The sequence below is a fragment of the Streptomyces sp. NBC_00461 genome, assembly GCF_036013935.1.
Lineage (GTDB): Bacteria > Actinomycetota > Actinomycetes > Streptomycetales > Streptomycetaceae > Streptomyces.
In genome coordinates this window covers 9,278,785-9,304,010 of the sequence record NZ_CP107902.1, presented here as the reverse complement: position 1 = coordinate 9,304,010, position 25,226 = coordinate 9,278,785, and the positions used below count along the sequence as shown (strand labels likewise).

The 25,226-nt window shown below is 71.4% G+C and carries 22 protein-coding genes; 9 read left to right on the top strand and 13 right to left on the bottom strand.

What is annotated here, in order from left to right:
• Positions 1–213: 213 nt before the first annotated feature.
• Positions 214–1,347 carry a S1 family peptidase gene (locus tag OG870_RS42995; RefSeq protein WP_405626702.1) on the top strand — a complete coding sequence of 378 codons (1,134 nt, stop codon included), beginning with the start codon at positions 214–216 and terminating at the stop codon, positions 1,345–1,347.
• A 136-nt stretch (positions 1,348–1,483) separates the two neighbouring features.
• On the opposite strand, the gene OG870_RS42990 is transcribed toward OG870_RS42995, so the two are convergent.
• Entirely contained in the window at positions 1,484–2,329 is an 846-nt protein-coding gene (locus OG870_RS42990; RefSeq protein ID WP_266587234.1) for an SDR family oxidoreductase, read from the bottom strand.
• Between the two features lie 147 nt (positions 2,330–2,476).
• Between OG870_RS42990 and OG870_RS42985 the strand changes: the two genes are divergently transcribed.
• Positions 2,477–2,866, top strand: coding sequence for a winged helix-turn-helix transcriptional regulator (locus tag OG870_RS42985; RefSeq protein WP_266587232.1), 390 nt, complete (start codon positions 2,477–2,479; stop codon positions 2,864–2,866).
• A gap of 21 nt (positions 2,867–2,887) precedes the next feature.
• Here the strand turns inward: OG870_RS42985 and OG870_RS42980 are convergent, their stop codons facing one another.
• Positions 2,888–3,319: a helix-turn-helix domain-containing protein gene (locus OG870_RS42980; RefSeq protein ID WP_266526404.1), complete on the bottom strand. Its 432-nt coding sequence runs from the start codon at positions 3,317–3,319 to the stop codon at positions 2,888–2,890.
• Positions 3,320–3,393: 74 nt separating this feature from the next.
• Here OG870_RS42980 and OG870_RS42975 point away from each other — a divergent pair, with 74 nt between their 5' ends.
• The 3 genes from OG870_RS42975 to OG870_RS42965 all read left to right on the top strand — a co-directional run bounded on the left by OG870_RS42975 (position 3,394) and on the right by OG870_RS42965 (position 6,156).
• On the top strand, positions 3,394–4,257 hold the full coding sequence (locus OG870_RS42975) for a class I SAM-dependent methyltransferase (RefSeq protein WP_266587230.1): 864 nt from the start codon (positions 3,394–3,396) through the stop codon (positions 4,255–4,257).
• A 112-nt stretch (positions 4,258–4,369) separates the two neighbouring features.
• Positions 4,370–5,080 (top strand): ThuA domain-containing protein, encoded by a 711-nt coding sequence (locus tag OG870_RS42970; RefSeq protein WP_266587229.1) that lies wholly within the window; start codon positions 4,370–4,372, stop codon positions 5,078–5,080.
• Complete coding sequence (locus OG870_RS42965) at positions 5,050–6,156, top strand: Gfo/Idh/MocA family protein (RefSeq protein WP_266587227.1); 1,107 nt, start codon at positions 5,050–5,052, stop codon at positions 6,154–6,156. The genes OG870_RS42970 and OG870_RS42965 overlap by 31 nt, the downstream gene beginning before the upstream one ends.
• Positions 6,157–6,225: 69 nt before the next feature.
• Here OG870_RS42965 and OG870_RS42960 read toward each other — a convergent pair whose 3' ends face one another.
• Both OG870_RS42960 and OG870_RS42955 read right to left on the bottom strand, forming a co-directional pair.
• Positions 6,226–7,461 (bottom strand): PP2C family protein-serine/threonine phosphatase, encoded by a 1,236-nt coding sequence (locus tag OG870_RS42960; protein ID WP_266587225.1) that lies wholly within the window; start codon positions 7,459–7,461, stop codon positions 6,226–6,228.
• A 136-nt stretch (positions 7,462–7,597) separates the two neighbouring features.
• Positions 7,598–8,362, bottom strand: coding sequence for an IclR family transcriptional regulator (locus OG870_RS42955; protein WP_266526414.1), 765 nt, complete (start codon positions 8,360–8,362; stop codon positions 7,598–7,600).
• Between the two features lie 356 nt (positions 8,363–8,718).
• Here OG870_RS42955 and OG870_RS42950 point away from each other — a divergent pair, with 356 nt between their 5' ends.
• On the top strand, positions 8,719–9,018 hold the full coding sequence (locus OG870_RS42950) for a hypothetical protein (RefSeq protein WP_266526415.1): 300 nt from the start codon (positions 8,719–8,721) through the stop codon (positions 9,016–9,018).
• Positions 9,019–9,222: 204 nt separating this feature from the next.
• Here OG870_RS42950 and OG870_RS42945 read toward each other — a convergent pair whose 3' ends face one another.
• The 3 genes from OG870_RS42945 to OG870_RS42935 form a co-directional block, all read right to left on the bottom strand.
• Complete coding sequence (locus OG870_RS42945; RefSeq protein ID WP_266526417.1) at positions 9,223–9,465, bottom strand: hypothetical protein; 243 nt, start codon at positions 9,463–9,465, stop codon at positions 9,223–9,225.
• A 132-nt stretch (positions 9,466–9,597) separates the two neighbouring features.
• The gene (locus OG870_RS42940; RefSeq protein ID WP_266587223.1) at positions 9,598–10,509 is read right to left on the bottom strand and encodes a YceI family protein; all 912 of its coding nucleotides are present in this window, start codon (positions 10,507–10,509) and stop codon (positions 9,598–9,600) included.
• A gap of 59 nt (positions 10,510–10,568) precedes the next feature.
• The gene (locus tag OG870_RS42935; protein WP_266587221.1) at positions 10,569–12,335 is read right to left on the bottom strand and encodes an FAD-dependent oxidoreductase; all 1,767 of its coding nucleotides are present in this window, start codon (positions 12,333–12,335) and stop codon (positions 10,569–10,571) included.
• A gap of 148 nt (positions 12,336–12,483) precedes the next feature.
• Here OG870_RS42935 and OG870_RS42930 point away from each other — a divergent pair, with 148 nt between their 5' ends.
• Positions 12,484–14,187: a helix-turn-helix domain-containing protein gene (locus tag OG870_RS42930; protein ID WP_327692076.1), complete on the top strand. Its 1,704-nt coding sequence runs from the start codon at positions 12,484–12,486 to the stop codon at positions 14,185–14,187.
• A 54-nt stretch (positions 14,188–14,241) separates the two neighbouring features.
• Here OG870_RS42930 and OG870_RS42925 read toward each other — a convergent pair whose 3' ends face one another.
• The 5 genes from OG870_RS42925 to OG870_RS42905 form a co-directional block, all read right to left on the bottom strand.
• Positions 14,242–15,498: a hypothetical protein gene (locus OG870_RS42925; protein WP_327692075.1), complete on the bottom strand. Its 1,257-nt coding sequence runs from the start codon at positions 15,496–15,498 to the stop codon at positions 14,242–14,244.
• On the bottom strand, positions 15,495–16,709 hold the full coding sequence (locus OG870_RS42920; RefSeq protein ID WP_266588585.1) for a bifunctional glycosyltransferase family 2/GtrA family protein: 1,215 nt from the start codon (positions 16,707–16,709) through the stop codon (positions 15,495–15,497). The genes OG870_RS42925 and OG870_RS42920 overlap by 4 nt, the downstream gene beginning before the upstream one ends.
• Positions 16,710–16,827: 118 nt before the next feature.
• Complete coding sequence (locus tag OG870_RS42915) at positions 16,828–17,346, bottom strand: hypothetical protein (protein WP_327692074.1); 519 nt, start codon at positions 17,344–17,346, stop codon at positions 16,828–16,830.
• A gap of 10 nt (positions 17,347–17,356) precedes the next feature.
• Positions 17,357–17,863, bottom strand: a complete 507-nt coding sequence (locus tag OG870_RS42910) for a SigE family RNA polymerase sigma factor (protein ID WP_266526433.1) — start codon at positions 17,861–17,863, stop codon at positions 17,357–17,359.
• A 141-nt stretch (positions 17,864–18,004) separates the two neighbouring features.
• Entirely contained in the window at positions 18,005–19,483 is a 1,479-nt protein-coding gene (locus OG870_RS42905) for a glutamate--cysteine ligase (RefSeq protein WP_327666562.1), read from the bottom strand.
• 171 nt (positions 19,484–19,654) lie between these two features.
• On the opposite strand from OG870_RS42905, the gene OG870_RS42900 reads away from it, so the two are divergent.
• Positions 19,655–19,996 (top strand): cupin domain-containing protein, encoded by a 342-nt coding sequence (locus OG870_RS42900; RefSeq protein ID WP_266526437.1) that lies wholly within the window; start codon positions 19,655–19,657, stop codon positions 19,994–19,996.
• 124 nt (positions 19,997–20,120) lie between these two features.
• On the top strand, positions 20,121–21,140 hold the full coding sequence (locus tag OG870_RS42895; protein WP_327692073.1) for a LacI family DNA-binding transcriptional regulator: 1,020 nt from the start codon (positions 20,121–20,123) through the stop codon (positions 21,138–21,140).
• On the opposite strand, the gene OG870_RS42890 is transcribed toward OG870_RS42895, so the two are convergent.
• Positions 21,123–25,145 (bottom strand): glycosyl hydrolase, encoded by a 4,023-nt coding sequence (locus OG870_RS42890; protein WP_327692072.1) that lies wholly within the window; start codon positions 25,143–25,145, stop codon positions 21,123–21,125. The two genes, OG870_RS42895 and OG870_RS42890, sit on opposite strands and share 18 nt — an antisense overlap.
• Between the last annotated feature and the right edge of the window lie 81 nt (positions 25,146–25,226).

The following is a 25,226-nucleotide window of genomic DNA, read 5'->3' as shown; positions in this document are numbered from 1 at the left end:
CGGAGCAGACCGCGGAGAAGACCAGTGACGCACTGACGCTTGATCCGCCACCCGTCCGGGCGCGGACAGAGACCTCGGGATTGACATGGACCTGTTCATGATCCCCGACTAAGCTCTGCCGCGCACGCAGTGAGAGCGCTCTCAAAGTTCTGCTGTTCCACCCCACCTTGCTGGAACAACGAAGGGGCCACTGCCTTGAGACGCACAACAGCCATGCGTACGGGCCTGTCCGCACTCCTCCTCCTGGGCACCTGGGCCACCGCGAGCACCGTGCCCGCCTCCGCCTCGGACTCCCCCGCGCACCCGACCGAAGCACCCGCCTCTGCCCAGCTCCTGTCCGCGATGCAGCACGATCTGGGCCTGACGAAGAGCCAGGCCGAGGCACGTCTGGCCGCGGAGAAGACGGCGACGGCCGTGGAACGGAAGGCCAGGCGCGCCGCCGGATCGTCGTACGGCGGCTCCTGGTTCGACGCCGAAAGCGGCGAACTGACCGTCGCCGTCACCCGCGGCGCGGACACCGTGGCCGTGCGCGCGACCGGCGCGACCGTACGCCTCGTGCGGCACAGCGCGCGGCAACTCGACGCGGTCAGGGCACGCATCGACGCGCTGTCCGCGCCTGCGGGCGTGAGCAGTTGGCACGTCGACGCCGAGGCCAACAAGGTCGTCGTGAACGTCGTCACCGCACACCGCGGTGACAACGATGTCCGATCCTTCCTGGCAAGCGCCCGCCGGGCCGGCCCCGTCACGGTCAAGGAGACCTCCGCCGCGCCCCGGACCTTCGCCGCCGGCACCGTGGGCGGCGACCCTTACTACACCGGCAACGTCCGCTGCTCCATAGGCTTTTCGGTGTACGGCGGCTTCGTCACCGCCGGGCACTGCGGTCAGCCGAGCGCCGCGGTGTACGGCTGGGACCACTCCTACGTCGGCAACTTCCAGGGCTCGTCGTTCCCGGACAACGACTACGCGTGGGTGAACGTCGGCAGCGGCTGGTGGACCGTGCCGGTGGTGCTCGGCTGGGGCACGGTGTCCGACCAGCTCGTCCGTGGCTCCGCCGAGGCTCCGGTCGGTGCTTCCATCTGCCGCTCCGGATCCACCTCCCACTGGCACTGCGGCACGGTCCTGGCCAAGAACGAGACGGTCAACTACAGCCAGGGCGCCGTCCACCAGATGACGAAGACGAGCGTCTGCGCCGAGCCCGGTGATTCCGGTGGCTCCTTCATCAGCGGCGACCAGGCCCAGGGCGTCACCTCCGGCGGCTGGGGCAACTGCAGTTCCGGCGGCGAGACCTGGTACCAGCCCGTCAACGAGATCCTCAACCGGTACGGGCTGACGCTGCACACCGCCTGACCCTCCACTGCCGTGCCGGAGCGGGCTCCGTCAGGCGGATCGCCGACGGAGCCCGTCCTGACGGAACTTGTCCGGGGCCGACGGCCGGCCGACGAGGAAGGGCGCCGCGGAGCCATGCCCTGCCGAGGGCGAGGTCTCAGCGGAAGGCAGCGATGTTCCGGTGCGCCCAGTCGGCGAACGTCCGGGGCGCGCGGTGGAGGACCTGCTCGACGTCCGGGCTGATGTGCTGCTCGGCGGGCGTGGGCTCGCCGAGGATGTCGAGCGTGGTGTCGACCACGGGCTCGGGCATGAACTGCAGCATCTGGGCGCGGGCCTCGTCCCGGGTCTGCTCGTGGAAGCGGACCGGTTCGCCGAGCGCGCCGGCGATCGCCTGGGCCCGCTGCCGGGGCGTGCCGAGGGCGGGCCCGGTCAGCTCGTAGACCTGTCCGGTGTGGCCGTCCTCGCGCAGTGCCGCGGCGGCGACCTCGGCGATGTCCTCGGGGTCGACGGTGGGCAGGCCGACGTCGGCGAAGGGCGCGGCGATCACCCGCCGCGTGCGGACCGACTCGGCCCAGGCGTAGGTGTTGGAGTGGAAGCCGCCGGGCCGCAGGATCGTCCAGTCCAGACCCGACTGCCGTACGGCGTCCTCGATGACGCGCGCCGTGGCCCCGTGCGAGGCCGACTGAGGCCGCGTCGTGACTCCTTGGGAGGAGAGCAGCACGACCCGGCGGATGCCGCCGGCCTTGGCGACGTCGAGGATGTCCTGGGGGCTGAGCAGGTGCGCGCTGGGGCCGCCGTTCTGCAGGAACAGCGCCTCGGCCCCGTCGAACACGGGCCGAAGGCTCTCCGGCCGGATCAGGTCCGCCTGCCGGTGCCGGACACCGTGCGGCGCGTCCGCGGCCGACACGGACCGGGAGGTTCCGGTCACCTGCTCACCGGCCGCGGCGAGGGTCCGCACGAGCGACCGGCCGACGTTGCCTGTCGCCCCCGTTACGACGATCATGAACAACTCCCTTGTGACGCAGCGTGGTTGTCGATGCCCGAGCGGGCCGTAACGCCGCGGGATGCTGCTTCCCGGGCGCCGATCGGACGCTAACACCGCCGGTATAGTAGGTACCTAGAGGAAAGTGGCTTTCCCGGAGGGATGCGTATGGCGCTCAAGGGCATGGGACCGGCATCCGTAGGGACCGATCCGGAACTCGCCTGTCCGATCGGCCCGGTCGTGGACATCGTGTTCAGCCGGTGGACCACACCGATCCTGTGGAGCCTCCACGCACACGGGCGGCAACGCTTCGTCGAGTTGGAACGCCGCATCGCGCGGATCACTCCGAAGGTGCTGACCCAGCGGCTGAGGCAACTGGAACGCGACGGTCTCGTCATACGCACCTACCACCCGGAGGTTCCCCCTCGGGTCGAGTACGAGATCAGCGAACTCGGCCGCAGCCTCGCCCCGCTCTTCGCTCATCTCGCCGAATGGACCGCCGGCAACCTCGACAAGGTCGAGCGAGCCCGGGATGACTACGACGCCGGCTCGGCCTGACGGCACGCCGGCGAACTGGCCTCACGGTCGCCGTGGAACCCGCTTCGCCGGTGGGACGACGGCGCCGGACGCGGCGGCCTCCAGGAGGCGGCGGAAGGTGGGGCATTCCGCGTGACTCGGTGCGGAGCAGGCGGCGGCATGGCGCAGGGAGTCGCGCAGCACGCCGAGTTCGTGGATCGTCCTGTCCAGCTCCGCGGCCTTGGACGCGAGCATCTCCCGGTCGATGCGGGGCCGTCCGTCCGGCGCGAACATGCGCGCGATCTCGTCGAGCGAGAACCCGGCGGTGCGCCCGAGTGCGATCAGCGCAAGGCGCTCCAGTACGCCGGGGTCGTACTGACGGCGCAGACCCCGCCTGCCGCTCGACGCGATCAGCCCTCTCTCCTCGTAGAACCGCAGTGTCGAGGCGGGAACCCCGGCGCGGAGTGCCACCTCGGCTATGTCGAGGTCTGTCATCCTCTTCACCTCAAGTCGACTTGAAGTGGCACGGTGTCATCTCGGCTCGATGACGGCAAGCAGAGGAGGCGCTCATGGACGGCACCCGCAGGTCCGCTGACGATCAGGCGGCGCGTTGGAACGGGCCCGGCGGCAACGCCTGGGTCGAGATGCAGGCCGTGCTCGACGAGATGTTCAGGCCCTTCGAGGACCTGCTCGTCGATGCCGTGTCCGCCGGACACGGCAGTCGTGTGCTCGATGTCGGCTGCGGCACCGGCGGCATCACGCTGGCCGTGGCGCGGCGGCTCGCGCCGGCGGGGCGCTGTCTGGGCGTCGACATCTCCGAACCCGTGATCGCCGCCGCCCGGGCGCGCGCCGAGCAGGAGGGCACTCCGGCGTCCTTCGTCCGCGCCGACGCTCAGGATCACGCGTTCGAGCCTGCGTCCTTCGACTTCGTCATCTCGCGCTTCGGTGTCATGTTCTTCAACGACTCCGTGCGGGCGTTCGAGAATCTCCGCCATGCCTCGACGGACGAGGGCCGGCTCCGGTTCGTCGCCTGGCGCGCTCCTGCGGAGAATCCGTTCATGACGACGGCCGAACGCGCCGCGGCACCGCTCCTGCCCGACCTCCCCGCCCGCCGCCCGGACGGGCCCGGGCAGTTCGCCTTCGCGGATCCGGAGAAAATCCGCCGCATCCTGGCGGACAGCGGCTGGGCCGAGACCGACATCCAGCCGATCGACGTGCCCTGTGCCCTGCCCGAGAAGGAACTGGCCCACTACCTCACCCGGCTCGGTCCGGTCGGTCTGGCCCTGCGCGAGGTGGACGAGCGGACCCGCGAGCAGGTCCTCGAAACAGTTCGGGCCGCGTTCGACACCTTTGTGCAGGGCCCGGAGGTCCGCTTCACCGCGGCCTGCTGGCTGGTCGGTGCCCGGGCGTCGTCCGCATCGTCCGCCCCCTGACCGTCCGGGCACGGCGGCGCGAGCCGCGAAACTTTCGTCGATCCGGCCGCCCTTTCCCGATCGCGCGCGACGGGCGCATAGTGATGGCTCCGTCCTACGGGTGAGGATCAAGATGACGCGGAAGAAGGCCCTGATCGTTCGAGGTGGATGGGAGGGACACCGGCCGGTCGAGGCAACGGAGTTGTTCCTGCCCTTCCTCGAAGGCAACGGTTACACCGTCCGGATCGAGGAGTCGACGGACGTCTACGCCGACGCCGCCGAACTGGCCGCCACCGACCTCGTGGTGCAGTGCATCTCGATGTCACAGATCACCGCCGAGCAGTTGTCGGGGCTGAGCGCGGCGGTCGTGGCCGGTACCGGCTTCACCGGCTGGCACGGCGGCATCGCCGACTCGTTCCGTGCCTCCTCCGACTATCTCCACCTGGTGGGAGGCCAGTTCGCCGCCCACCCGGGCAAGGAGCCGTGCGAGCGCCGGGGAGAGGCCGAGGACAACTTCCTGCCGCACGTCGTCGCCATCACCGAGCTGGGCCGCGAGCATCCCGTCACCGCCGGCGTCGAGGACTTCGAGCTGTGCACGGAGCAGTACTGGGTGCTCCACGACGACCTGATCGACGTCCTGGCCACGACCACGCATCCGGTCCGCCCCTGGCAGCCCTGGGACCGGCCCGTCACCTCTCCGGCGATCTGGACCCGGCGGTGGGGCGCCGGGCGGATCGTGGTGACCACTCCGGGGCACAGCCTCGACGTGCTGGAGAACCCGAACGTCCGCACCGTCATCGAGAGGGGCATGCTGTGGGCGACCCGCACCGCGTCGGCATCGTAGGTCTCGGCGTCATCTCCCGCGCGTACCTGGACACGCTGGCCGGCCATCCCGCCGTACGCGTCACCGCGGTGGCCGATCTCGACGCCTCGCGTTCGGCCGCGGTCGCCGCCGAACTGCCCGGCGTCCAGGCGCTGTCCGTCGAGGAGCTGCTGAGCAGCCCGGACGTGGACACGGTGCTGAACCTCACCGTCCCGGCGGCCCATGCCGAGATCGCCCTCGGCGCCATCGCCCGGGGCAAGAACGTATACGGGGAGAAGCCCCTGGCCGCCACCCTCGTCGACGCCCACGCCGTCATGGAGGCCGCCGCGAAGGCGGGAGTCGGGGTGGGCTGCGCGCCGGACACCGTCCTGGGCACCGGAATCCAGACGGCGCGGGCGGCGGTCGAGGCCGGCACGATCGGACGCCCCCAGTTCGCCTCGGCCGTCATGATCACCGCGGGACACGAACGCTGGCATCCCCACCCCGACTTCTACTACACCGCCGGCGGCGGCCCGCTCCTCGACATGGGGCCGTACTACCTGGCGTCCCTGGTCCATCTGCTGGGCCCGGTGCATGCCGTGACCGGGGCCTCCAGCAGGCTGCGCACCGAGCGGGTCATCGGCTCCGGCCCGCGCGCGGGCGAGCGGATACCGGTCGAGGTGGACAGTCATGTCTCCGGTGTGCTGGAGCACGTGGGCGGGACCCTGACGACGATCACCACGAGCTTCGACGGCGTGGCCACCACGGCCGCGCCGATCGAGATCCACGGCGAGAGGGGGACGCTCTCAGTGCCGGATCCGAACGGTTTCGACGGCGAGGTGCGGCTCTACGGACTCGGCGACACGCAGTGGCGCACGCTCCCGCCGTCCGCGGGTTACGTCGCGGGGGCACGCGGCGTCGGTCTGCTCGACTTCATCGCCGCCGACGGGCGGCGGCCGCCTCGCGCGAGCGGTGATCTCGCCCTGCACGTGCTGGAGACGATGACCGCGCTCCTCGCCTCGTCGGCCGAGGGACGACGGATCGAACTGACGACGTCGACGCCGCCGCCCACCGCGGTTGCGCTCACGGCCGCGGAGGAGTGGGCCTCGGCCGCATGACGATTACCCCGGCCGGGCGGCCGGCCACCGGAAGGTCGTCACTCGCCGTAAACCACTGCCAACTCACGGTCAAATCACCGTTCCCTCAAGGGGCTTGCAGACGGAAGCGCAGGACGTCGTCCGCGGTGTGGCTGTGTCGCCCGGTGCACCGGCTTCGGGCGCCGGCTCGGACGGGACCGGCTTGCGGATCAGGAGCAGTGCGGCATCGTCGTGCAGCCGGCCGCCCACGTGCGCGAGGAGTTCGTCGTGGAGCGCGCCCAGGGTGCGCGCCGGGTCGTCGGACACGTGGCGAGCCAGCCCTTCGTCGAGCGGATAGAACGCGCGGCCGTGGTCACGGGCCTCGGTGACCCCGTCGGTGTAGAGCAGCAACTGGTCCCCGTCAGCGAAGGGCAGAACCTGGAGGCCGGGGGTGTGAGGCGCGAGAGCACGCAGTCCGAGGGGCGGGGCCGGCTGCGTGGGCTCCACCGCCGCGACGCTCCCGGACGCACGCACCAGCAGCGGTGGCGCGTGTCCGCAGTTCACCACCTCCAGCTGCCCCGGCCTCGGATATCCGGCGACCACGGCGGTGACGAAGTCGTCGCCGCCGAGATTGCGCGCGAGGCTCCGCTCGATCCGGTCGACGACGGCGAGGAGATCGGGCTCGTCGTAGGCCGCCTCGCGGAAGACTCCGAGCACCAGCGCGGCGGTGCCCACGGCGGGCAGCCCCTTGCCGCGCACATCGCCGACGATCAGCCGCACCCCGTACGGCGTGGGGATCAGCGCGTAGAGATCCCCCCCGATACGGGCCTCGGCGGCCGCGGCGCTGTAGCGGACGGCGACCTGGAAGGGGCCGACGGTCGCCGGGACGGGCTTGAGCAGCGCGTGCTGGGCGGTCTCCGCGACCGATCGGACGGCCGCGAGCACGCGTTCGCGGCGGCCGCGCAGTGCGCTGGTCAGGGCACTCGCGAGGGTGACGGCCCCCAGGGCGGACAGAACGGCCGCCAGTTCCCGGCCCGGAACACCGTCCCGGCTGCCGAGCGCCGCGCCCAGCACCGCGGCGAGGACGCCCACGCACAGGACACCGCGCGGTCCGTTGGTGGTGGCGGCCAGGGCGGGTCCGGCGGCGAGCATCGGCAGCCAGATCATCCCCGCTCCGCCCGCGAGGTCGGTGAGCACGATCACCGAGACGATCAGTACGGGCAGGACGGGCGCGCCGGCGGCCAGCTGCGCCACGGCACGCCTGACCGAGGCCGCGGGACCGGCCACTCGGTTCCTGAACGGCCGTGTCTGCCGGCGGCCGCCGCCATGGTCTCGGGCCTGACTCATGTGTCTTCCGCAGTCCTCTTCTGTGTCCGGGTTCTGAGCGGGTTCTGAGTACGGGTTCTGAGTACGGGACGAATCGCCGAAATGCCCGTTTCATCCAGGAAACGGGTTGGGCCCGGATGTCACAAGAAGAGGATTTTCAGATAGTGAGCGAGAGGCTCCTGGTCACGCGGCTCGCGGTGGGGATCAGCCGGGCCCGGATCTCCGGCAGCCGGGACAGACGGTCCGCCGGCAGGGAGACCCCGAGCGAGCCCAGCGTGTCCCCGCTGTAGACGGGTACGGCGACACAGACCGTGCCCAAGGTGTACTCCTCCATGTCCATCACGGCCGGAGCCACGGGTGAGGAGTCCAGCAGCCGGAGGAGCGCCGGCCGGCTGGTGATCGTCCGCGGGGTGAGGTCGGCGAGGTGGTGCCGGGAGAGGTAGTCCTTGCGGGCGTCGCCGTCCAGCTCCCGCAGCACGGACTTGCCCAGCGCCGTGGCGTGCCCCGCGTCCTCGAAACCCACCCACAGGTCGACGCGGGGCGCCCGCGGGCTGTCCACGATCTCGGCGACCCGGATCTCGCCGTCCTCGTAGAAGGTGAGGTAGGCGGCGGTGGCCAGCTCGTCCCGCAGGGCGGCGAGCGTGGGGCGGACCCTGCTGAGCAGCGCCTGCCCGCGGCCCATGGTCTGGAACGTCTGCAGCTTGTCCCCGAGGACGAACCCGCCGTCGCCCAGCTTCCGCAGATATCCGTCGTGGACGAGTGTCCGCAGCAGGTGATACGCGGTGGCCAGGGGCAGCCCGGTCTCCCGTGCCAGCTGTTTCGCCGGCGCGCCGTTCTCGTGCGCGCTCACCGCCTCCAGCAGCCGGAAGGCCCGCTGGACGGACGTGATCAGCGTGGGGCCCGGGCCCTCGTGCCCACCCATAGGTCCAGCGTGCGCCAGGTGCCCGGAGGGGTCAACGCGAGAGGGAGCGGGTGCGCGAGATCGGCTTCCGTGGCCCGGGCGGGAACCCGCGTGCGACTCCGCGCCGACGCGCGCACCGCCGGCGTGGGGCACATGCCAACTCGCCCGGAACACGGCCCAATTGAAATTATCCCAAGATATGCCGAGGTCGCGGTTCACTTCCGGTATGCATTTTCCAGGCCTACGACCAGGGGCATTGAGGGTCACCGGAATTCGGCGCGCCGCCGGGCGTTTTGGGGATATTCCTCATTAATCTCCCCAACTGAACGAAGTCGATCTGTCACAGGTCGCATCCACTTCACTCCACCGGAGATGACATGCACAAGCTTCGCAACGCCGCCGTCCTGTTCGCGGTTCTCGGGACCGTCGGACTGGCCGGCGGCGCCGCCCACGCCGACGGAGGCCAGGGCGGCGCGGGTTCGGGCGGAGGCGGCAGTCAGTACAGCGTCCTGCAGAGCACCACATGCCGGTCGCACGACCTGAACCTCGACGTCCTCGGCCAGGTCGGGCTGCTCGACGGCGTCCTCGGCAACGGACTGAACGGCGAGGGCAACAGCGGCGCCCAGGACACCGGGCTGGGCTCGGACATGGGCTGCAACAACGGCGTCGGCAAGTAGGGCAGAACCTCACCGCGGTGCCCCGGCCACAAGCCGGGGCACCGCGGCTTTCATATCGGACAGCAGAAATGCCGGAACGGAATACATCCGTTCCGGCATTCACCGGCCCCGCCTCAATGTCCTGCCATCGACACGACGCAGCCCGGTCGCGCACCCTGATGGATGTGGTGCGCGACCGGGCTGCCTTTACTGCTCCGGGCTTCGCTACTTGGCGGCGCCGAACGAAGGCAGGAACGCGCTGAGATCGAACTCCGGCAGGACGTACTTGGCACCCTCCTCCGACGTGTCCTTCTTGGTGTCGGCCTGCGGGGTGGAGTACACCGGGAACGTCATCACGGTGCCCTGCCGCGGGCCGTCGGAGTCATCGGCGAAGCCGACACCGACACCGAGGACGGAGAGACCCGCAACTGCGGCAGCCACGACGGCAGCGCGCTGGAACGTGCGCATGGTTTGACCCTTTCTCACCGGGCACGAAGCCCTGGACAGCTACTTAGGGTAAGCGTATACATGCGGAGAGTAGTAATTTGGGATCTTTGGCCCGCCGTTACGCCATGTCGGCCCATGAGCTGTCGGAGAACGTCACTCCGGGGGCGTCGGGGTGTCGTGGGTGCGGTACATCGCCTGGACGTCGAGCTCCAGCTGGACCGTGGGTCCGACCACCGCGATCCCGCGCGCCAGCATGGACCGCCAGTTGAGGGTGTAGTCCTCGCGGTGCAGCTCCGTCTTCGCCAGCGCGGCGCAGCGCAGCTCCTCGCCGTAGCCGCCGTTGGCCATGCCCAGGTACGTCGTGTCCAGCGACACCGACCGGCTCACGCCGTGCATCGTGAGGGTGCCCAGCAGCGACCACTTGCTTCCGCCGCGGTAGGCGAAGCGGGTGCTCCTGAAGTCGATGTACGGAAAGTGCTCGACGTCGAGGAAGTCGGCCGAACGCAGGTGTGTGTCACGGGTGTTGTTGCCCGTGGTGATGCTCGACGCGTCGATGCGCACGTGGACGCGGGACTCGGACACGTCCGGGGTGACCTGGATGCCGCCCTCGAACCGTTCGAAGCGGCCGTGCACATGGGCCATGCCGACATGCTTGGCGATGAACCGGATCGCCGTGTGCGGCGGGTCGAAGAGCCAGGTGCCGGGGACCGGGAGATCGGCCTGCCGGGCCGGCTGGAGCCACACGCGCTGCGGGGACAGGCCCGCGTCGGCGACGACCTCGACGGTCTCGCGGTGCGGTTCCAGCCCTTGGGCCCCCACCATCAGGCTGTAACTGCCGGGGGGCAGCGTGGCCATGAACAGTCCGTACGGGTCCGTGGTGCCGCGCGCCGCGACCTGGTGGCTGCGCAGTTCCGTCACCGTCACATCGGCGCCGCCCAGGGGCTCGTTCACCGGATCCAGGACCTCGCGGACGACGACGCCCGCACCGGCCGGGACGGGGAGCGCGCGGCCCGCGGCGCTTCCGGGGGCATTCCTGAGTCGCCGCCGGAGCAGTCCGAGGGGCATGTTGGTTCACCTTTCAGGCGTGGGGGGGGGTGGCGGTGGGGGGTGGCGCGTGTGGGATGTCAGGCGTGGCCGAGGAGGCGCCGTACCGCCTCGGTCAGCAGCCGCTCGGCGTCCTCGCCGGACGCGGCCGGGGCCGCGTGCCGGAAGGCGACGTAGCCGTCCGGCCGTACGAGGAGCGCTCCCCCGTCTTCCACCTCGCTCAGGCGCGCCCAGTCGCCGTACGGGTCGTCGTACTCCTGACCCGGGCCGATGACCGCGGTGGCGATCTCCAGGTGCTGGGCCTCGGCAGCCCGCAGCCAGGGCGTGCCGCCGATTCCGGTGATCAGGGTGAAGCGGCCGTGTCCGACGACGTCGAGGGTGGACAGGGTACGGGTGCCCGAGGTGATCCAGGCGTGCGGGAGCTTGGCGCCGGGGCGGGAGGTCGGCTGGTGGTACAGCTCGGGGTCGCGGTCGAAGCCGGGGTCGGGGGTGCCGTCGGGGACGATCGCGGCCGAGCCGTCCTCGGGGTAGCGCTGGTTGAGGTCGACGCCGTGCGCGTTGAACTCGTAGGCCTTGAAGGCGATCGCCTCGCGCAGCTTCTCGCGCTGCTTCCGCGCCGCCTCGGTGTCGTCCTTGCGGGCGGCGATGTTGGCCCACAGCTGCTCGGGCGTCTGGGGGGACAGCCCGTCGAGCGCCTCGAAGATCGGGGCCGTCTCGCCGATGGACTTGTTGGCGCGGGTGACGATCTGCCTGCCGATCGGGGCGCGTTCGGCGGTGTAGGTGTCCAGGAGCTTCGGGGACGCGGAGCCGTCCAGGACGAGCTTGAGCTTCCAGGCCAGGTTGTAGGAGTCCTGGATGGAGGTGTTGGAGCCGAGGCCGTTGGACGGCGGGTGGCGGTGCGTGGCGTCGCCGGCGCAGAAGACGCGACCCTTGGAGTAGGTCTCCGCGTACATCTCGTTCACGGTCCAGGCGGAGGACGACTTGATGGTCACCGGGATGTCGTCGTCGCCGATCAACTGGCGCACCACGGACTCCGCGTACTCGGTGGTCAGGTCGGGGGCGCCGGCGGTGACGTCGTAGCCCCAGACGATCAGCCACTCGTTCCAGGGCCGTACGCAGCGGACCAGTCCCGCGCCGATGCCGCCCACGGTCGCGCCCGGCGCCAGCACCCAGTAGAGGGTGGACGGCCGGTGGGCGGTGTACTTCGACAGGTCCGCGTCGAAGACGATGTTGATGCTGCCGGCCACGCCCATCTGGCCGCCCATCGGCAGCTCGGCGTCCTCGGCGACCTGCGAGCGGCCGCCGTCGGCGCCGATCAGGTACTTGGCGCGGATGGTGTACTCGTCGCCGCGCAGCCGGTCCTCGACGGTGACCGTCACGCCGAAGGCGTCCTGGACGAAGGACTTGTAGACCGTGCTGAAGCGCAGCTGCGTGCCGCGCGCGACGGCCGCGTCCATGAGGACCGGCTCCATGAGGTGCTGCGGCATGTCGCACATGCGGGTGGGGCCGGCGAGTTCGTGCGCGGCCTGGACGAGGGGGTCGTTGCCCCAGGAGCGGACCCGGCCGAGTTCCTCGCCGGCGAGGCTGGTGCAGAAGGTCGTGTTGCCCATCAGGTGCTGCGGTGTGGCCTTCGCGACGACCTCGTCCTCGACGCCGAGGTCGCGCAGCACCTCCATGGTGCGCTGGTTGGTGATGTGCGCGCGGGGCGTGTCGGCGAGGCGCGGGTAGCGGGTGACGACGATGTTCGGCACACCGTAGGTGCTCAGGGCGAGCGCGGCGGAGGCGCCCGCGGGGCCACTGCCGACGATCAGTACGTCGGTGACGACATCGGGCTCGACGGTGTGCACGGGGAACGCTCCAGGAATGAGGACGGTGCCGACTGTTCATGATCATGTGGGGATATGCGGGAAGTCGGGTGTCTCAATTCGAGACGGTGCGTCGCATCGACCCATGGTTGTTGCTAGTTCAACCGGTGGCCGTAGGGTGAGCGTTGCCATGACCACCGCAGAGCGCCCCGCCGTCCGCCCCGACCTCGCTTCGCTGCGCAGGGCCCGGGAACTCTTCCTGCTCGGGCGGCAAGTGCCGGACGGGGTGCCGGCGGACGTCGCCGCCGCGTGGAAGCGTGCCCGGTTCTTCGGTGTACGACACGACGTACTCGACTCGGCTGCGGACGCGCCGCGGCCCGCCGAGTCCCCCTTGCTGGCCGCGGCCCGCCCGGTGCTGGAGCGGATCGCCCCCACCCTCGGCGCCGGGCAGGCCTCACTCGTGCTCACCGACGACCGGCTACGGGTGCTGTGGGCCGCAGGAAACGGGCCGGGCGATCCCTGCCACGACCTCTCCGAGCGGGTGGTCGGCCACAACAGCGCGGCCTTCGCCCTGCACACCCGGCGGCGCGCCGAGGTGCACGGCCCCGAGCACTTCCTCGACCGGTGGCAGGACGTAGCCGCGGTCAGTGTGCCGGTGCGGGCGTCGGAGACCGGGCGGATGCTGGGCACGGTGACGGTGTCCTCCGGACTGGGCGCCGAGTGCGGACCGCATCCCTGGGCCCCGCTGGCCGAGGCCGCGGCCGCAGCCGTCGAGGCGGAGCTCCTCTCCCGGTCCCGGGCGGCCGAACGGGTCCTGCTGGACGCCTACTTGAGGGCCACGCGAGAGCGCGGTCACGCGGTCGTCGCGCTCGACGGCCGTAACCGGTTCGTCAGCGAGGCCGCGCAGCAGTTGCTGTCGCCTCAGGGGCTGGAGGAACTGGAGCGGGGCGCGGTCGCGCTGATGCGGGAGTCGCGCTCGCCGCGCCGCATCCGGCTCGCGGACGGCACGGCGTGTGCCGCGCTCCTCACGCCCGTGCCCCACCAGGGCTCGATCGTCGGGGCGGTGATCGTGCTGGAGCCGGTGGAGCGTGCGGCGGTGGCGCCGGCCGCGCGCGGTGACGTGGGGCTGGCCGGGGTATCGGTGCCGTGGCTGCACGCGGTCGGCCGTGCGGTGGAGCTGGCCGGGTCGCCCGAGCCCCTGCTGCTGGTCGGCGAGCGCGGCACGGGGAAGACCTCGCTGGCACGGGAGCTGGGCGAGAACCTGCCGTTCGTGGATGCCGCGGAGGGTGAACTCGGCTCACTGGTCGGCGAGTTGCTGACGGGCCGCCCGCTCCTCGTCCGTCATGCCGAGCAGCTCGCCGCGCATGACACGGCGGCTCTCAACTCGGCTCTCGACACCCGTCCGGGCGTTCCTCTGCTGGTCACCTACACCCCCGGAGCGCCGCCAGGACCGTGTCTGCAACGACTCCTGGACACCCTGGCCGCCCGCTCCGTCACCCTTCCGGCCCTGCGTGAACGGCCGGAGGACATCAGGGAGTTGCTCACGGTTCTGGCTCCGCGACCAGCGCCGGGACGGCCGCCGCTCAGCTGGACGCTGGACGCGTTGCGCGCTCTGGAGCAGCATCCCTGGCCCGGCAACGTCACCGAACTCGCCCACCTGGTACGGGCGTTGGCAAAGGGCCGTCGCGCGACCGGTCCCGTCCGGCGCAGCGAGCTGCCGGACCCCGTGCGCGAGGGCCCCGCCGCCCGGCAGCTCAGCCCGATGGAGCAGGCCGAGCGCGCCGCCGTCCTGGAGGCCCTCCGCCTCCACGGCGGCAACAAGGCCCGCGCGGCGGCGACCCTGGGCATCGCCCGCGCCACGCTGTACCGGAAACTGCGGACCTACCGAGGCTGAACCGGAGGACCCACCACGGCACCGGGCCCGCGTCGCGCCGGCACCGGACGAACGTCAGGGGACGCCCAGTTCGAAGAGCACGTATCCCGCATAGGACCCCGACGCCAGCGCCGTGAGGCCCAGCAGTGCGCACAGCAGGGGCAGGCCGACGCTTCGCAGGCGGACGGCGAGCGGGATGAACAGGGGGAAGGCGGGGAGCAGGTAGCGGGAGACGTTGCCGAATATCTGCTGGCTGCCCAGGACCAGGACGAAGGTGAGGATCGTGTAGACGGTCAGGACGGCCGGCGGGCGCAGCCGGATCAGGAGCGGGATCAGCAGGAGACCCAGCAGGACGACCAGCACGCCGATGATGTCCTCGACGGTGCAGGGGAAGAGGTAGTCGGAGCGGCCCACGGCGACGGAGGTGAAGACGTCGAGCGTCTGCTCGCCGAAGTCGAAGGTGTGGGCCCAGGCACCCTTCTGGAGCTTGAAGTAGCCACCGAGGTCACCCATTTGGTTGCCGACCCAGAGCAGGTAGCCGAGGAGCCCGAGCGGCGCGATCAGGATCGCGGTCATGGGGCGTGCGACATCGTCCTGGCGGCGGTGCAGGGTCCGCAGCGCGGCGACGGTGAGGGCGGCGATGAGCGCGACGGCGGTGGGGCGGTTAAGGCCGGCGGCGAAGGTGAGCGCGCCCGCGGTGAGCCAGCGGTCGCTCATGACTGCGTGGCAGGCCCAGACCGCGAGGGCGACGTAGAGGGCCTCCGAGTATCCCGACCACTGGGTGCCGGAGCCCGGCCACACTGCCCACAGCCCGGCCGCGGCGAGTCCGGCGCGCCTGCCGCCGAACCGGGCGGTGACGGCGTAGATGCCGAGTGCGGCGGCGAACGAGGCGAGGACGGAGACCAGCAGGCCGGCGCCGTAGAGCCCGAGGCCCGTGCAGTCGGAGACCAGCCGCATCGTCGCCGGGTAGAGCGGGAAGAACGCCGCCGAGTTGCCTTCCAAGGTGATCAGTCCGGTGGCCCCGGGGATCCGGACGAGCGCGGGGTCGTACCCGTGGGCGGCGATCTGCTGGTACCACCAGCCGTCCCAGCTGGCCAGTACGTCCCAGGCGTGGGCGCCGCCGCCGAAGCGCGGGTTCTTCTTCCGGAAGTCCCCGGCGGAGTCCAGCAGATACATGAAGGACAAGAAGCCGATGAGCTTCAGTACGCCGTACATGGCCAGTACGGGGCCGTAGTGCCGGACCGCCCGCAGCAGGTTCCGGCCGCGGTCCGAGCCGGCGCGTACGGGGGTGCCGGTGTGGTGGCGGTCGATCGGGGTCAGTGTGTCGTTCATGCGGCCGGGGATCCCGCCGCGCGTCGGGCCGGGAACACCCAGGACCTCAGGAGAAGGAAGCGGAGAAGGGTCGCGGCCAGGTTGGCGGCCACGAGCACGCCGATCTCCGTGGCGCGTGCCGCCCCGGGCACCAGGCGGTGCAGTGCTGCGAGTGACCCGCTGGTGAGGGCCAGGCCGACCGCGAAGACCAGCAGCCCTTTGGCCTGGTGGCGCAGTGCCCCGCCGCGGCCGCGCAGACCGAAGGTCAGCCGCCGGTTCGCGGCGGTGTTGGCGACGGCGCAGGCCAGCAGCGCGAGCGCGTTGGCGGCCTGCCCTCCCGCCTCGGGACGCAACAGCGCGTACAGCAGTACGTATCCGACGGTGCTGACGGCTCCCACTGCGCCGAAGCGCAGCAACTGGCCGACCAGGCCGCCCTGTTGGTCCTCGGCGCTGCGGCGCAGTCCGGCCGTCGGCAGCGTGCCGCGGGCCAGCGCCCGGCCGATCCTGGCGATGCCGCGCAGGTCGGCCAGCGCCGTGGCCAGGATGTCGACCCGGCTGTCGGGGTCGTCGACCCAGTCGACCGGCACCTCGTGGATGCGCAGTCCGGCCCGCTCCGCGATCACCAGCAGCTCGGTGTCGAAGAACCACTCGGAGTCCTTCACCAGCGGCAGCAGCCGTTCGGCGACATCGCGCCGCACGGCCTTGAACCCGCACTGCGCGTCGGAGAAGCCGACCGCGAGCGTGGAGCGCAACAGGGCGTTGTAGCAACGGGAGATGACCTCCCGCCGGGGGCCGCGCACCACCCGGGAGCCGCGGGCGAGTCGGGTGCCGATGGCGATGTCGGAGTGCCCGGAGATCAGCGGTGCGACCAGCGGTAGCAGCGCGGCCAGATCGGTCGACAGATCCACGTCCAGGTAGGCCAGCACCGGCGCCGGCGACCCCGACCACGCGGCATGCAGTGCCCGGCCCCGCCCCTTCGCCTCCAGCCGCAGCCACTCCGTCTCCGGCAGCTCGGCGGCCAGCCGCGCAGCGATCAGCGGGGTCGCGTCGGTGCTGGCGTTGTCCGCGACGGTGATCCGGAACGGGTACGGGAACGTCTCGCGCAGGTGCGCGTGCAGCCTCCGTACGCTCCGCTCCAGATCTCCCTGCTCGTTGAAAACCGGCACCACCACGTCCAGGACGGGCTCCCGTTGATGCGCCGACAGCGGCGTACGAAGGGGCAGTTGATCCATGAGGTTTGCCATGATCTGTTCCAGTTCTGGTTCCGTCGCAGGGCGTGCCGAAGACACTCGCGGCAGTACTGCGTTCAGGGCTTACGGGCGGGGAGTCGGGGAGAGGGCGCGGCCCCCGCTATCCCGAGTCCAACGACGTCGCCTCCTCCGAGGCCGCCGCCGACGAGAGCGTGCTGGACGGAGTCGGGGGTGCGCTCGGTGTCGCGGTGTCGGAGGGTGGGACCCGGGTGCCGGTCGAGGACGGGTCCAAGGACACCGCGTCCGAAGTCCCGGTCGTGGTGGGCGTGGTGGGCGTGGTGGTCGCAGCGGAGGGCTCTCCCGCGGTCCCCGTGGGGCTCGCGGTCGAGGTGGCGCTCGGGGACATGTCCGGCGTCAGTGTCGGGCTCGGGGACGGGCTCATGACGGGCCGCGGGAGGGGGGCCTGCGGCCTGTTCTCGCCGGGGTCGTGGGGCAGCATGAAGAAGCCGACGGCGAGGCCGGCGGCGGCCAGGACCGACCCGGTCGCCTTCTGCACCGCGCGGGCACGACGGCGGGCGCGCACCCCGGACCGCAGGCGCACCTGCTGTTCGGCCTCGAAGGGGGTGTGCTCCTGGGTGTCGCGCATCATCCGCGCCAACTCCCGCTCGAAATGGTCCATCAACTCCCCTTCACCCCACCGGCTCGATGACGTCGGACAGGAGGCGGCGCAGTCGCGCCACGCCACGCGAGGCATGGGATCGAGCGGTGCCCACCGGGCACCCCAGCACCTCCGCCACCTGCTTCTCGGACAGGTCCTGGTAGTAGCGCAGCACCACCGCGGCCCGCTGCCGCGACGGCAACTGGGCCAGCGCGGCCTCCAGCCGCGAGCGCTCGGCCACGGAGGCGGACACATCGCCCGCCTCCGCCAGGTCCGGCAGCTGCTCGACCGGGCGCTCACCCCACCAGCGCCGCTGCGCCGAGCGTGCTGCCGCTCGCGCCAGCACCTTGCGCACGTATGCCTCGGGGGCCTCCTCCGCGATCCTGGGCCAGACGAACCAGAGCTTGACCAGGGCCTCCTGGAGCAGGTCCTCGGCCCGGTGCCGATCGCCTCCCACGAGCAGACGGGAGAGGTGGAGCAACGCCGACCAGCGGGCTGCCACGAACCCGTCGAACCCCTCGGCTCGACTCTGCTCCACGCGCACCGTCCCCGTTCCGGCCCAACCCCCCTACACCTGGGGAAAGACGGTGGACACCGCGGCACGATGCACCTCGCCCCTGTGATCCGGGTTACATCCCGGCTCGGGGGCCGCCTGTTTCGGTCACCGGTCGGTCAGCGGTCAGTCCACGGGCCACGTGTGCGCGGGCGCGTTCAGGTGCATGTAGTCCTTGTACGTGGTGGTCATCCGCCGCAGCGCCTCATAGCGGTCTCCGACGCCGGTCTTCTCCAGGTGGTGGACCGTCTCCGCCTGCCACAGGGCGCCGTTGCGGGCGGCGACACAGCGCTGCTCGATGATGCCGAGCATGGGTTCGCGCCATGTGGCGTCCAGGCCCGCCAGTTCGAGGCCCCGGTGGGCCAGGGGCAGCAGACGTCGCAACACCAGCTCCGTGACCGGCACTTCACCGCTGCCGGGCCAGTACAGGCGGGCGTCGATGCCGTCGCGGGCCGCGGCGTGCAGGTTCTCCTCGGCGACCGCGAAGGACATCCGTGTCCACACCGGGCGGTCCTCGTCGACGAGGGCGCGGGTCAGGCCGTAGTAGAAGGCGCCGTTGGCGATGATGTCGGCCACGGTGGGGCCGGCGGGCAGGACGCGGTTCTCGATGCGCAGATGCGGGCCGCTGTCGGTGACGGCGTAGACGGGCCGGTTCCACCGGTAGATCGTGCCGTTGTGGAGCGTCAGTTCACCCAGTTGCGGCACGCCGCCTCCGTCCAGCGCCTCCTGCGGGTCCTCTTCGTCGCACAGCGGCAGAAGCGCCGGGAAGTAGCGGACGTTCTCCTCGAAGAGGTCGAAGACGCTGGTGATCCACCGCTCCCCGAACCACACCCGGGGACGTACTCCCTGGGCCTTGATCTCCTGGGGCCGGGTGTCGGTGGCCTGCTCGAACAGGGGGATACGGGTCTCGCGCCACAGCTCCTTGCCGAACAGGAAGGGCGAGTTGGCCGCCAGGGCGATCTGCACGCCCGCGACGGCCTGCGCCGCGTTCCAGTAGTCCGCGAACTCCTTGGGGGCGACCTGCAGATGGAACTGGGTGCTGGTGCAGGCGGCCTCCGGGGTGATGGCGTCGGCGTACATCGACAGCCGCTCCACGCCGTCCACCCGGATCCGCAGGTCCTCGCCCCGTGCCGCGAAGATCTGCTCGTTGAGCAGTCGATAGCGCGGATCGCCGGACAGGGCGGACTCGCCCACGTGCGACTCCCCCAGGGTCGGCAGAATCCCGATCATGATCAGGTGTGCGCCCACGGCCGCGGCGCGCTCCTCGGCATGGTTGAGCGCGTCCCGGATCGCCTGCTCCCAGGAGCCGGGGCCGCCCGCCGTGAGCAGCCGGGGCGGGAGGTTGATCTCCAGGTTGAAGCGGCCCAGCTCGCTCGACCAGGCGGGGTCGGCGATCGCCTGCAGCACATCGGTGTTCCGCATCGCGGGCAGCCCGTCACCGTCCACCAGGTTGAGCTCGATCTCCAGCCCGACCTGGGGGCGCTCACTCTCGAAGCCCGACTCGCGCAGCATCTGCGCGAGCACGTCGAGGCAGGTGTGCATCTTCTCCCGGTACTGACGGCGGTCCTCCCGCGTGAACACCAGGGCGGGTACGTCTCGTCCCATCGGACCCTCCCGAGTCCCCTCGGCGGATGCCTCCCGTCCAAGCCTCCCACCTCGGACGCTTCCGGCACACCCGGCGACGCCCCGCTCACGGAACGTGCTCGCGGACGCGACAGAGGGTGATGGCGCGGCAACTGTGCTGAACTCGGTCGACACCACGAGAGAGCAGGCCCGATGAGCAGACCGCAGTCCGAGTTCCACCGTCCCGAGGCGCCCTGGCGCCGGCCGCCCGGGGCGCCCGACGGCGTGTGGGAACAGGTGCTGGCAGAGGACCCGGAGAGCGAGGACGCGACCGTTCTCCAGCGGTACGAGCCGGGGACGGACACCAGCGGGCAAGGACCCGTCCGTCACGACTGCTTCGAGGAGGTGTACGTCGTCGACGGGTCCCTGACCGATCTGCGCCTGGGCGAGACGTTCACCGCGGGGATGTACGCGTACCGGCATCCGGGAATGGAGCACGGTCCGTGGACGAGCACGGAGGGCGTACTGATGCTCGTCAGGCGAGGGCGTCCCTGACGGCGGCGAGCGCGGCACGGGCCGATGACGGTTGCAAAAAACGTTCCAGAGGCCGCCGGGGTAGACTTGCGTCGCCTGTCAGGACCACGTCGCGCCTGGCCGCACGGCTGTCACAGCGAGGGGGGTGGACGTCATTCCGGTTCGCCCCGCCCGCATCCAGGACGTCGCAGCCGCCGCCGGGGTCTCGGTGTCCACGGTGTCGAACGTGCTGAACCGCCCGGAGCGTGTCAACGCCCGCACCGCCGAGCGGGTCCGCGACGCGGTGGCGGCTCTCGACTACGTCCCCCATCCGGGCGCCGCCGGACTGCGCACGGGACACACCTCCTCCATCGGCCTGGTGCTGCCCGACGTGACCAACTCCTTCTACGCGCGCATCGCCCGCGGGGCCGCCGACGCGGCGTACGACCACGGCTATGCGCTGGTGCTCTGCCACAGCGGGGACCAACCGGAGCGTGAGCAGGGCTACTTCAGCATGCTGGTCGAACAGCGGTCCGTCGGCGCCGTGGTCGTCCCGCTCAGCGCCGACCCCACCCGGCTCTCACGGCTGCGCGAGCGGGGCATCCCGCTGGTTCTGGCGGACCGTGCGATGCCGGCCCAGGACGGCTGTTCCGTCTCCGTCGACGACATCGCCGGCGGCCGTGTCGCCGTGCAGCACCTCCTGGACTGCGGGGCGCGCGACATCCTGGTGGTGAACGGGGAGCGCGCGATACGGCAGTGCGCGGACCGGTACCAGGGCGCCCGGCAGGCCGTGCGCAGCCGACGTGAGGCGCGGCTGGGGCAGGTGGTCGCCGGGGAGATGACGGTGGCGTACGGCACGGACATCGCCCGCGGGCTCGGCGATCTGCCCGACGGGGTGTTCTGCACCAACGACTTCCTGGCCGCCGGACTGTGCCGCGGGCTGGCCGAGCGGGGCGTGAAGGTCCCCGAGGACGTACAGGTGGTCGGGTACGGCGACCTCGACATCGCGAGTTTCGTGGGGACGACCCTGACGACGGTCCGGCAGCCCGTCGAGGACCTCGGCAGGGCGGCCGTGGAGATGCTGCTCGACGAGGTGGAGGCCCGCGCCGAACACGCCCATGAGACAAGGGTGTTCGCGCCCGGCCTGGTCCTGCGGGACTCCACCCTGTCACTTTCCGCCGGCTGAGCCCCGGCTGAGCAGCGTCACCGGTCCCAGCAGGCCCGAGGCGAGCTGGGACGGGAACGCCCAGGCGGTCGGAGTGGCTTCGGCGAGATACGGGGCCAGCGTGTTGTGGACGGTCACGTCGATCCGTACGGTGCGCCCGGCGGCCCCTCGCAGCGCGAAGCGGTACGGAGCGCAGAACGCCTCGCCTACGGGTTCGCCGTCGACGCGGACCGCGACACTGCCGCGCACCCGCCCCAGATCGAGCACCGGGTCCGGCCAGTCAGGCACGTCCACGTCCCGCGAGTACATGACGCCGCCGCTCCAGCTGCCCAGTCCCAGCGCCCCCCACTCCCCCAGCTCGATCGGCGCCGGCACGGTATGGACACGCACCGGCCCGCGCCAGGCCGAGCCGCCCCGCAGCAGGGCCGTTGGTGCGGTGACGACCTCGAACTCCGTCGCGTCCACGAGTGGTTGATGCAGCGTCAGTGTCTGCCCGTCGAGGGGCCGTTCGGCTTCGTCCGCGACTCTGACCCGCGCGGGCAGCTCCAGCGGGAGATCGAGGGCGACGGTGCCCGACGGCGCGGTGAAGCGGAAGTGCTGGGCGCGCTCGCGGACGTCGTCGGTGGACCTCAGGGGCAGTACGGGGGTGCCGAGCACGGGTGGGCCGGTGAGCCACTCGGTGTCCGGCAACGGGTGCGGCCGTACCGCGGCATGGCAGTGCTGCAACTCCCCCCACCTGCCCTCGTGTTCGACGGTGCGTCCGCGCCATTCGCCCGTCTCGGCCTCCCAGCCGGCTCCGCTGACCAGCGCGGTCGCGTCGGACCCCGAGCGGGCCACGAAGTCGACGAGCACCGCGTCGCGTGCGCGGGCGCTGTCGGCCACGACGTCGAGCACGTGATCGCCCGCCCCGAGGAGCAGTTCGTGGCGGAAGAACATCGGCACCGCGCCCCAGTCGGACTCGTAGTACTCCACCTTCTCCTGCCTCGCCACGACGGCACCGTCGAGCAGCACGGTGACCCCCACGGCGGCACCCACCACGAGCACGGCTCGCGCACCGTCGTCCGCGGCACACAGGCGCCCGCGGTAGGTGACGCCGCCGTCCGGTCGTACACCCTCGGGCAGGCACATGAACCGGGGACGCCCCGCGAACCCGTCCGGATGCGACAGACAGAAGTAACTGCCCAATGGGGCATGGGCTTTGGCCGAGATCAGCGACGGACGGTCCTCGGCGTCGGACAGCTCGTACTCCAGGACGTTGCGGTGCTGTTCCACCTGCACGCGGGCGGACACCAGATATCCGCCGCCTGTTTCCTGCCGTTCGCCGTTCCACCACACGCGCTTGGCCGCCGCCGCGCCCACGTGCAGATCGGCCGGTCCCCGGTGGTCGGTCTCGACGATCGTCCGGACGCGGGCGACGGTGTGGGGGCCCGGTACCGGGACACGCACGAACTCCTCGGTCACCAGCCCCTTGTTGCCCAGCAGGCCGTCCGGATCGAGGATTCCGCGGCTCGACGAGAACAGCGCCACGGCCCAGCTCTCGTCCCAGGGAACCAGCGGCAGCTCTCCGGCCAGCACCCGTGCGACGGACGCGGGGTCCAGCGCGTCGGGGGCCTTCGCGGCGGGCATCGGAGGCAGAACGCGCGCCCGGTTGCCGTACGTCGCCCGAATCTCCTCCCAGCGCACGTCGGTTGAATCGGTCTCGGTCCACCGCACAGTCCAGATCTGCGGCACGTCGACGGACGAACCGGCGGGCAGCGCGAGGTCTCCCCAGGTGTTGTTCATCGTGGGCACCAGGCGACCTTCCCAGCCGGCCGACACGTCGACGGTCCGGGCCGGCCGGGGTGTCGGCGTGGGCTCCGGTGCCGTGGGGGTGCCCTCGCGCCATACGACGAGTACGGCTGGGGCGCCCTCCAGTTGCACCTCGATGGTCGAGACGCCGGCGGAGAGGGTGACGGGCGCGGGGCGTCGGGCACCGGTCGCCGGGTTCCACACCTCGGCCTCGGCGACGGGGGCGCGCACGGTGACGGACCTGGTAGGGGCGTAGCGGGCCGGGTCGATGTCGTGGTTGCCCCTGGGCGGATGCCTGCGGGCGTCCGGGAAAGCCCCCGTCACCAGGGCGATCGCCGCGTCGCCGTTCCTCCTGACGAGGAGCGGGACGTCACCCGTCGCGTGTCCGGCGGTACCGGCCAAGGCGGCGGCCGCCGCCTCGGCGCCGCTCACGCGCTCCAGCCTCCGATGAGCCCTCAGCGCCGCTACGACGGTGTCGTCACCGGCGAGGCCCGCCGCGACCTCGGGCGGACGGCCCACGACCACCACCCGGCCGCCGGCGTCGAGCAGTTCGGCGAGCCGGCGCGCCGTGTCCTCCTCCAGGACGCTCGCGGAGGGCAGCAGGACCGCGGCGTAGGCCAGGCCTCCGACGCGCAGGGCGCCGTCGGCGGCCGTGGCCCGCTGCACGGAGGCGTCGTCGATGACGTCGAAGGAGACGCGGTGCCGGTCCAGGGCACCGATGCGGGGCCGCAGCCAGTTGTTGGTGCCGCACAGGTCCAGGTAGTGCTCCTGCGTCTCGTCCACGTCGGTGTGCCCGTCGCCGAGGAGGCCGTCGCCGAAGTGCTTGATCGGCGCGTCCAGCGGGATGAGGGCCTGCATGGTGGCGGTGGGGTGCAGGACCGCCACGTCGGCGCTGTAGGTGCCCCAGGACATGAGGGAGCAGATCCGGGCGACGGCCCGCGAGAACGCGGGGTACTGCTGCCAGTAGGGCTGGCGCCAGTCGGTGGACGGCGGCGCCCACTCGAACCAGCCGCCCGCGGTGCCGAAGTAACTGGCGTGCGGGTTGTACAGGTTGGCGCCGCTGCGCAGGAACGGCAGGAGCCAGTCGTAGGTGTCCTCCAGGGTGCCGCCCCAGCCGGAGGAGTGGAACGCCTCGATCCAGACGCGCTCGTGCCCGTAGAGGTGCGCCATGGAGGAGTGGACCTTGGAATCCCCGTGGTGGTCACTGCCGGCGGCGCCGTACCAGCGGTGTGTGCGGAAGTAGTCCGTGTAGATCTGCGTGGACTGGGCGGGGTGGCCGGAGCGCGCGGGGTGGCTCTGGTCGCAGCCGACGAGCATGCCGCGGTCGTCGTGCCAGACGGCCAGGGGTTTGAACAGGGCCTCTTCGGTGAGTTCGGCGCGGACCGCGTAATAGTCGGCGCGGATCTTCGCCGCCCGCGCCCTCTCTTCGAAGAGGCCTGCCGTCTCCTCGAAGAGGGCCGGCAGATGGTCGAGCAGGTCGTAGCCGCGGCGTGCGCGGAACTCCTCGGGGAAGCGACGGCTGAAGGAGTTGGTGCCGGGCAGTTCGTCCTGGAAGCTGCCGGCGACGACGTTGCCCAGGTACTCGGGGACCCGGCGGTCGAACTCGTGGTGGACGGCGTCCATCAGCAGGCCGACGGCCGACGGGTCCAGGTAGTCGAAGGCCGTGGGGACGGCGGTGACGAGCTGGATCACGCTGCCCTCCGCGGCCGCGATCCGCTGAGTACGGGTGCCGGTGCCGATATCGACGTCGGGGTCGGTGTCGGTGTCGGTGTCGGGCATGCGGCGGCCGTCCGCGGCGTACGCGCCCACCAGGGTCTCCGAACTCCGCAGATGGACGGCGCCCTTGGCGACCGTCGCCCGGCGGGTGCGCAGGGCGAGGCCGGCCGCCTCGGGCCGCCGACGCGTGACGCCGCCCTGGACGTTGGCGCCGGAGAACCCGATCTGGTCGTAGAACCACAGGCGCGTGCCCAGCTCACGGCCGACCTTGCACGCGTCGGTGAGGCGTTCCCACCACTCCTCGCCGAACCACGCCGGTTCGTCGGCCGGGGCGCCGAAACCCGGCCCTGCCGGCGCCAGGTTGATCACCACGAGATTGTGGATGCCGCCATCGGCGAACCTGCGCATCTGCCAGGTGAGACGCTCGCGGGTGACCCTCGCACCCGACCACCACCACAGCGGCGTGGGGCCGAATTCCCGGGGCGGATCCTCGAACAGCTGCTGCAGGGACGGCGAGATCACGACTGCGGTCCTTCCGAGTTCGGCTCGGACACCTTCACGGATCTGAAAAACGTTTTACACGCACTTCACCGTAGACAAGCT

Excerpts from the sequence above, each read along its gene's own strand:
- OG870_RS42915 (WP_327692074.1), bottom strand. The coding sequence starts at position 17,346 with ATGGACCATTTCGAGCGGGAGTTGGCGCGGATGATGCGCGACACCCAG.
- OG870_RS42990 (WP_266587234.1), bottom strand. The coding sequence starts at position 2,329 with ATGATCGTCGTAACGGGGGCGACAGGCAACGTCGGCCGGTCGCTCGTG.
- OG870_RS42975 (WP_266587230.1), top strand. The coding sequence starts at position 3,394 with ATGGACGGCACCCGCAGGTCCGCTGACGATCAGGCGGCGCGTTGGAAC.
- OG870_RS42945 (WP_266526417.1), bottom strand. The coding sequence starts at position 9,465 with ATGCGCACGTTCCAGCGCGCTGCCGTCGTGGCTGCCGCAGTTGCGGGT.
- OG870_RS42950 (WP_266526415.1), top strand. The coding sequence starts at position 8,719 with ATGCACAAGCTTCGCAACGCCGCCGTCCTGTTCGCGGTTCTCGGGACC.
- OG870_RS42970 (WP_266587229.1), top strand. The coding sequence starts at position 4,370 with ATGACGCGGAAGAAGGCCCTGATCGTTCGAGGTGGATGGGAGGGACAC.
- OG870_RS42985 (WP_266587232.1), top strand. The coding sequence starts at position 2,477 with ATGGCGCTCAAGGGCATGGGACCGGCATCCGTAGGGACCGATCCGGAA.
- OG870_RS42900 (WP_266526437.1), top strand. The coding sequence starts at position 19,655 with ATGAGCAGACCGCAGTCCGAGTTCCACCGTCCCGAGGCGCCCTGGCGC.
- OG870_RS42980 (WP_266526404.1), bottom strand. The coding sequence starts at position 3,319 with ATGACAGACCTCGACATAGCCGAGGTGGCACTCCGCGCCGGGGTTCCC.
- OG870_RS42955 (WP_266526414.1), bottom strand. The coding sequence starts at position 8,362 with ATGGGTGGGCACGAGGGCCCGGGCCCCACGCTGATCACGTCCGTCCAG.
- OG870_RS42995 (WP_405626702.1), top strand. The coding sequence starts at position 214 with ATGCGTACGGGCCTGTCCGCACTCCTCCTCCTGGGCACCTGGGCCACC.
- OG870_RS42940 (WP_266587223.1), bottom strand. The coding sequence starts at position 10,509 with ATGCCCCTCGGACTGCTCCGGCGGCGACTCAGGAATGCCCCCGGAAGC.
- OG870_RS42925 (WP_327692075.1), bottom strand. The coding sequence starts at position 15,498 with ATGAACGACACACTGACCCCGATCGACCGCCACCACACCGGCACCCCC.
- OG870_RS42960 (WP_266587225.1), bottom strand. The coding sequence starts at position 7,461 with ATGAGTCAGGCCCGAGACCATGGCGGCGGCCGCCGGCAGACACGGCCG.
- OG870_RS42920 (WP_266588585.1), bottom strand. The coding sequence starts at position 16,709 with ATGGATCAACTGCCCCTTCGTACGCCGCTGTCGGCGCATCAACGGGAG.
- OG870_RS42905 (WP_327666562.1), bottom strand. The coding sequence starts at position 19,483 with ATGGGACGAGACGTACCCGCCCTGGTGTTCACGCGGGAGGACCGCCGT.
- OG870_RS42930 (WP_327692076.1), top strand. The coding sequence starts at position 12,484 with ATGACCACCGCAGAGCGCCCCGCCGTCCGCCCCGACCTCGCTTCGCTG.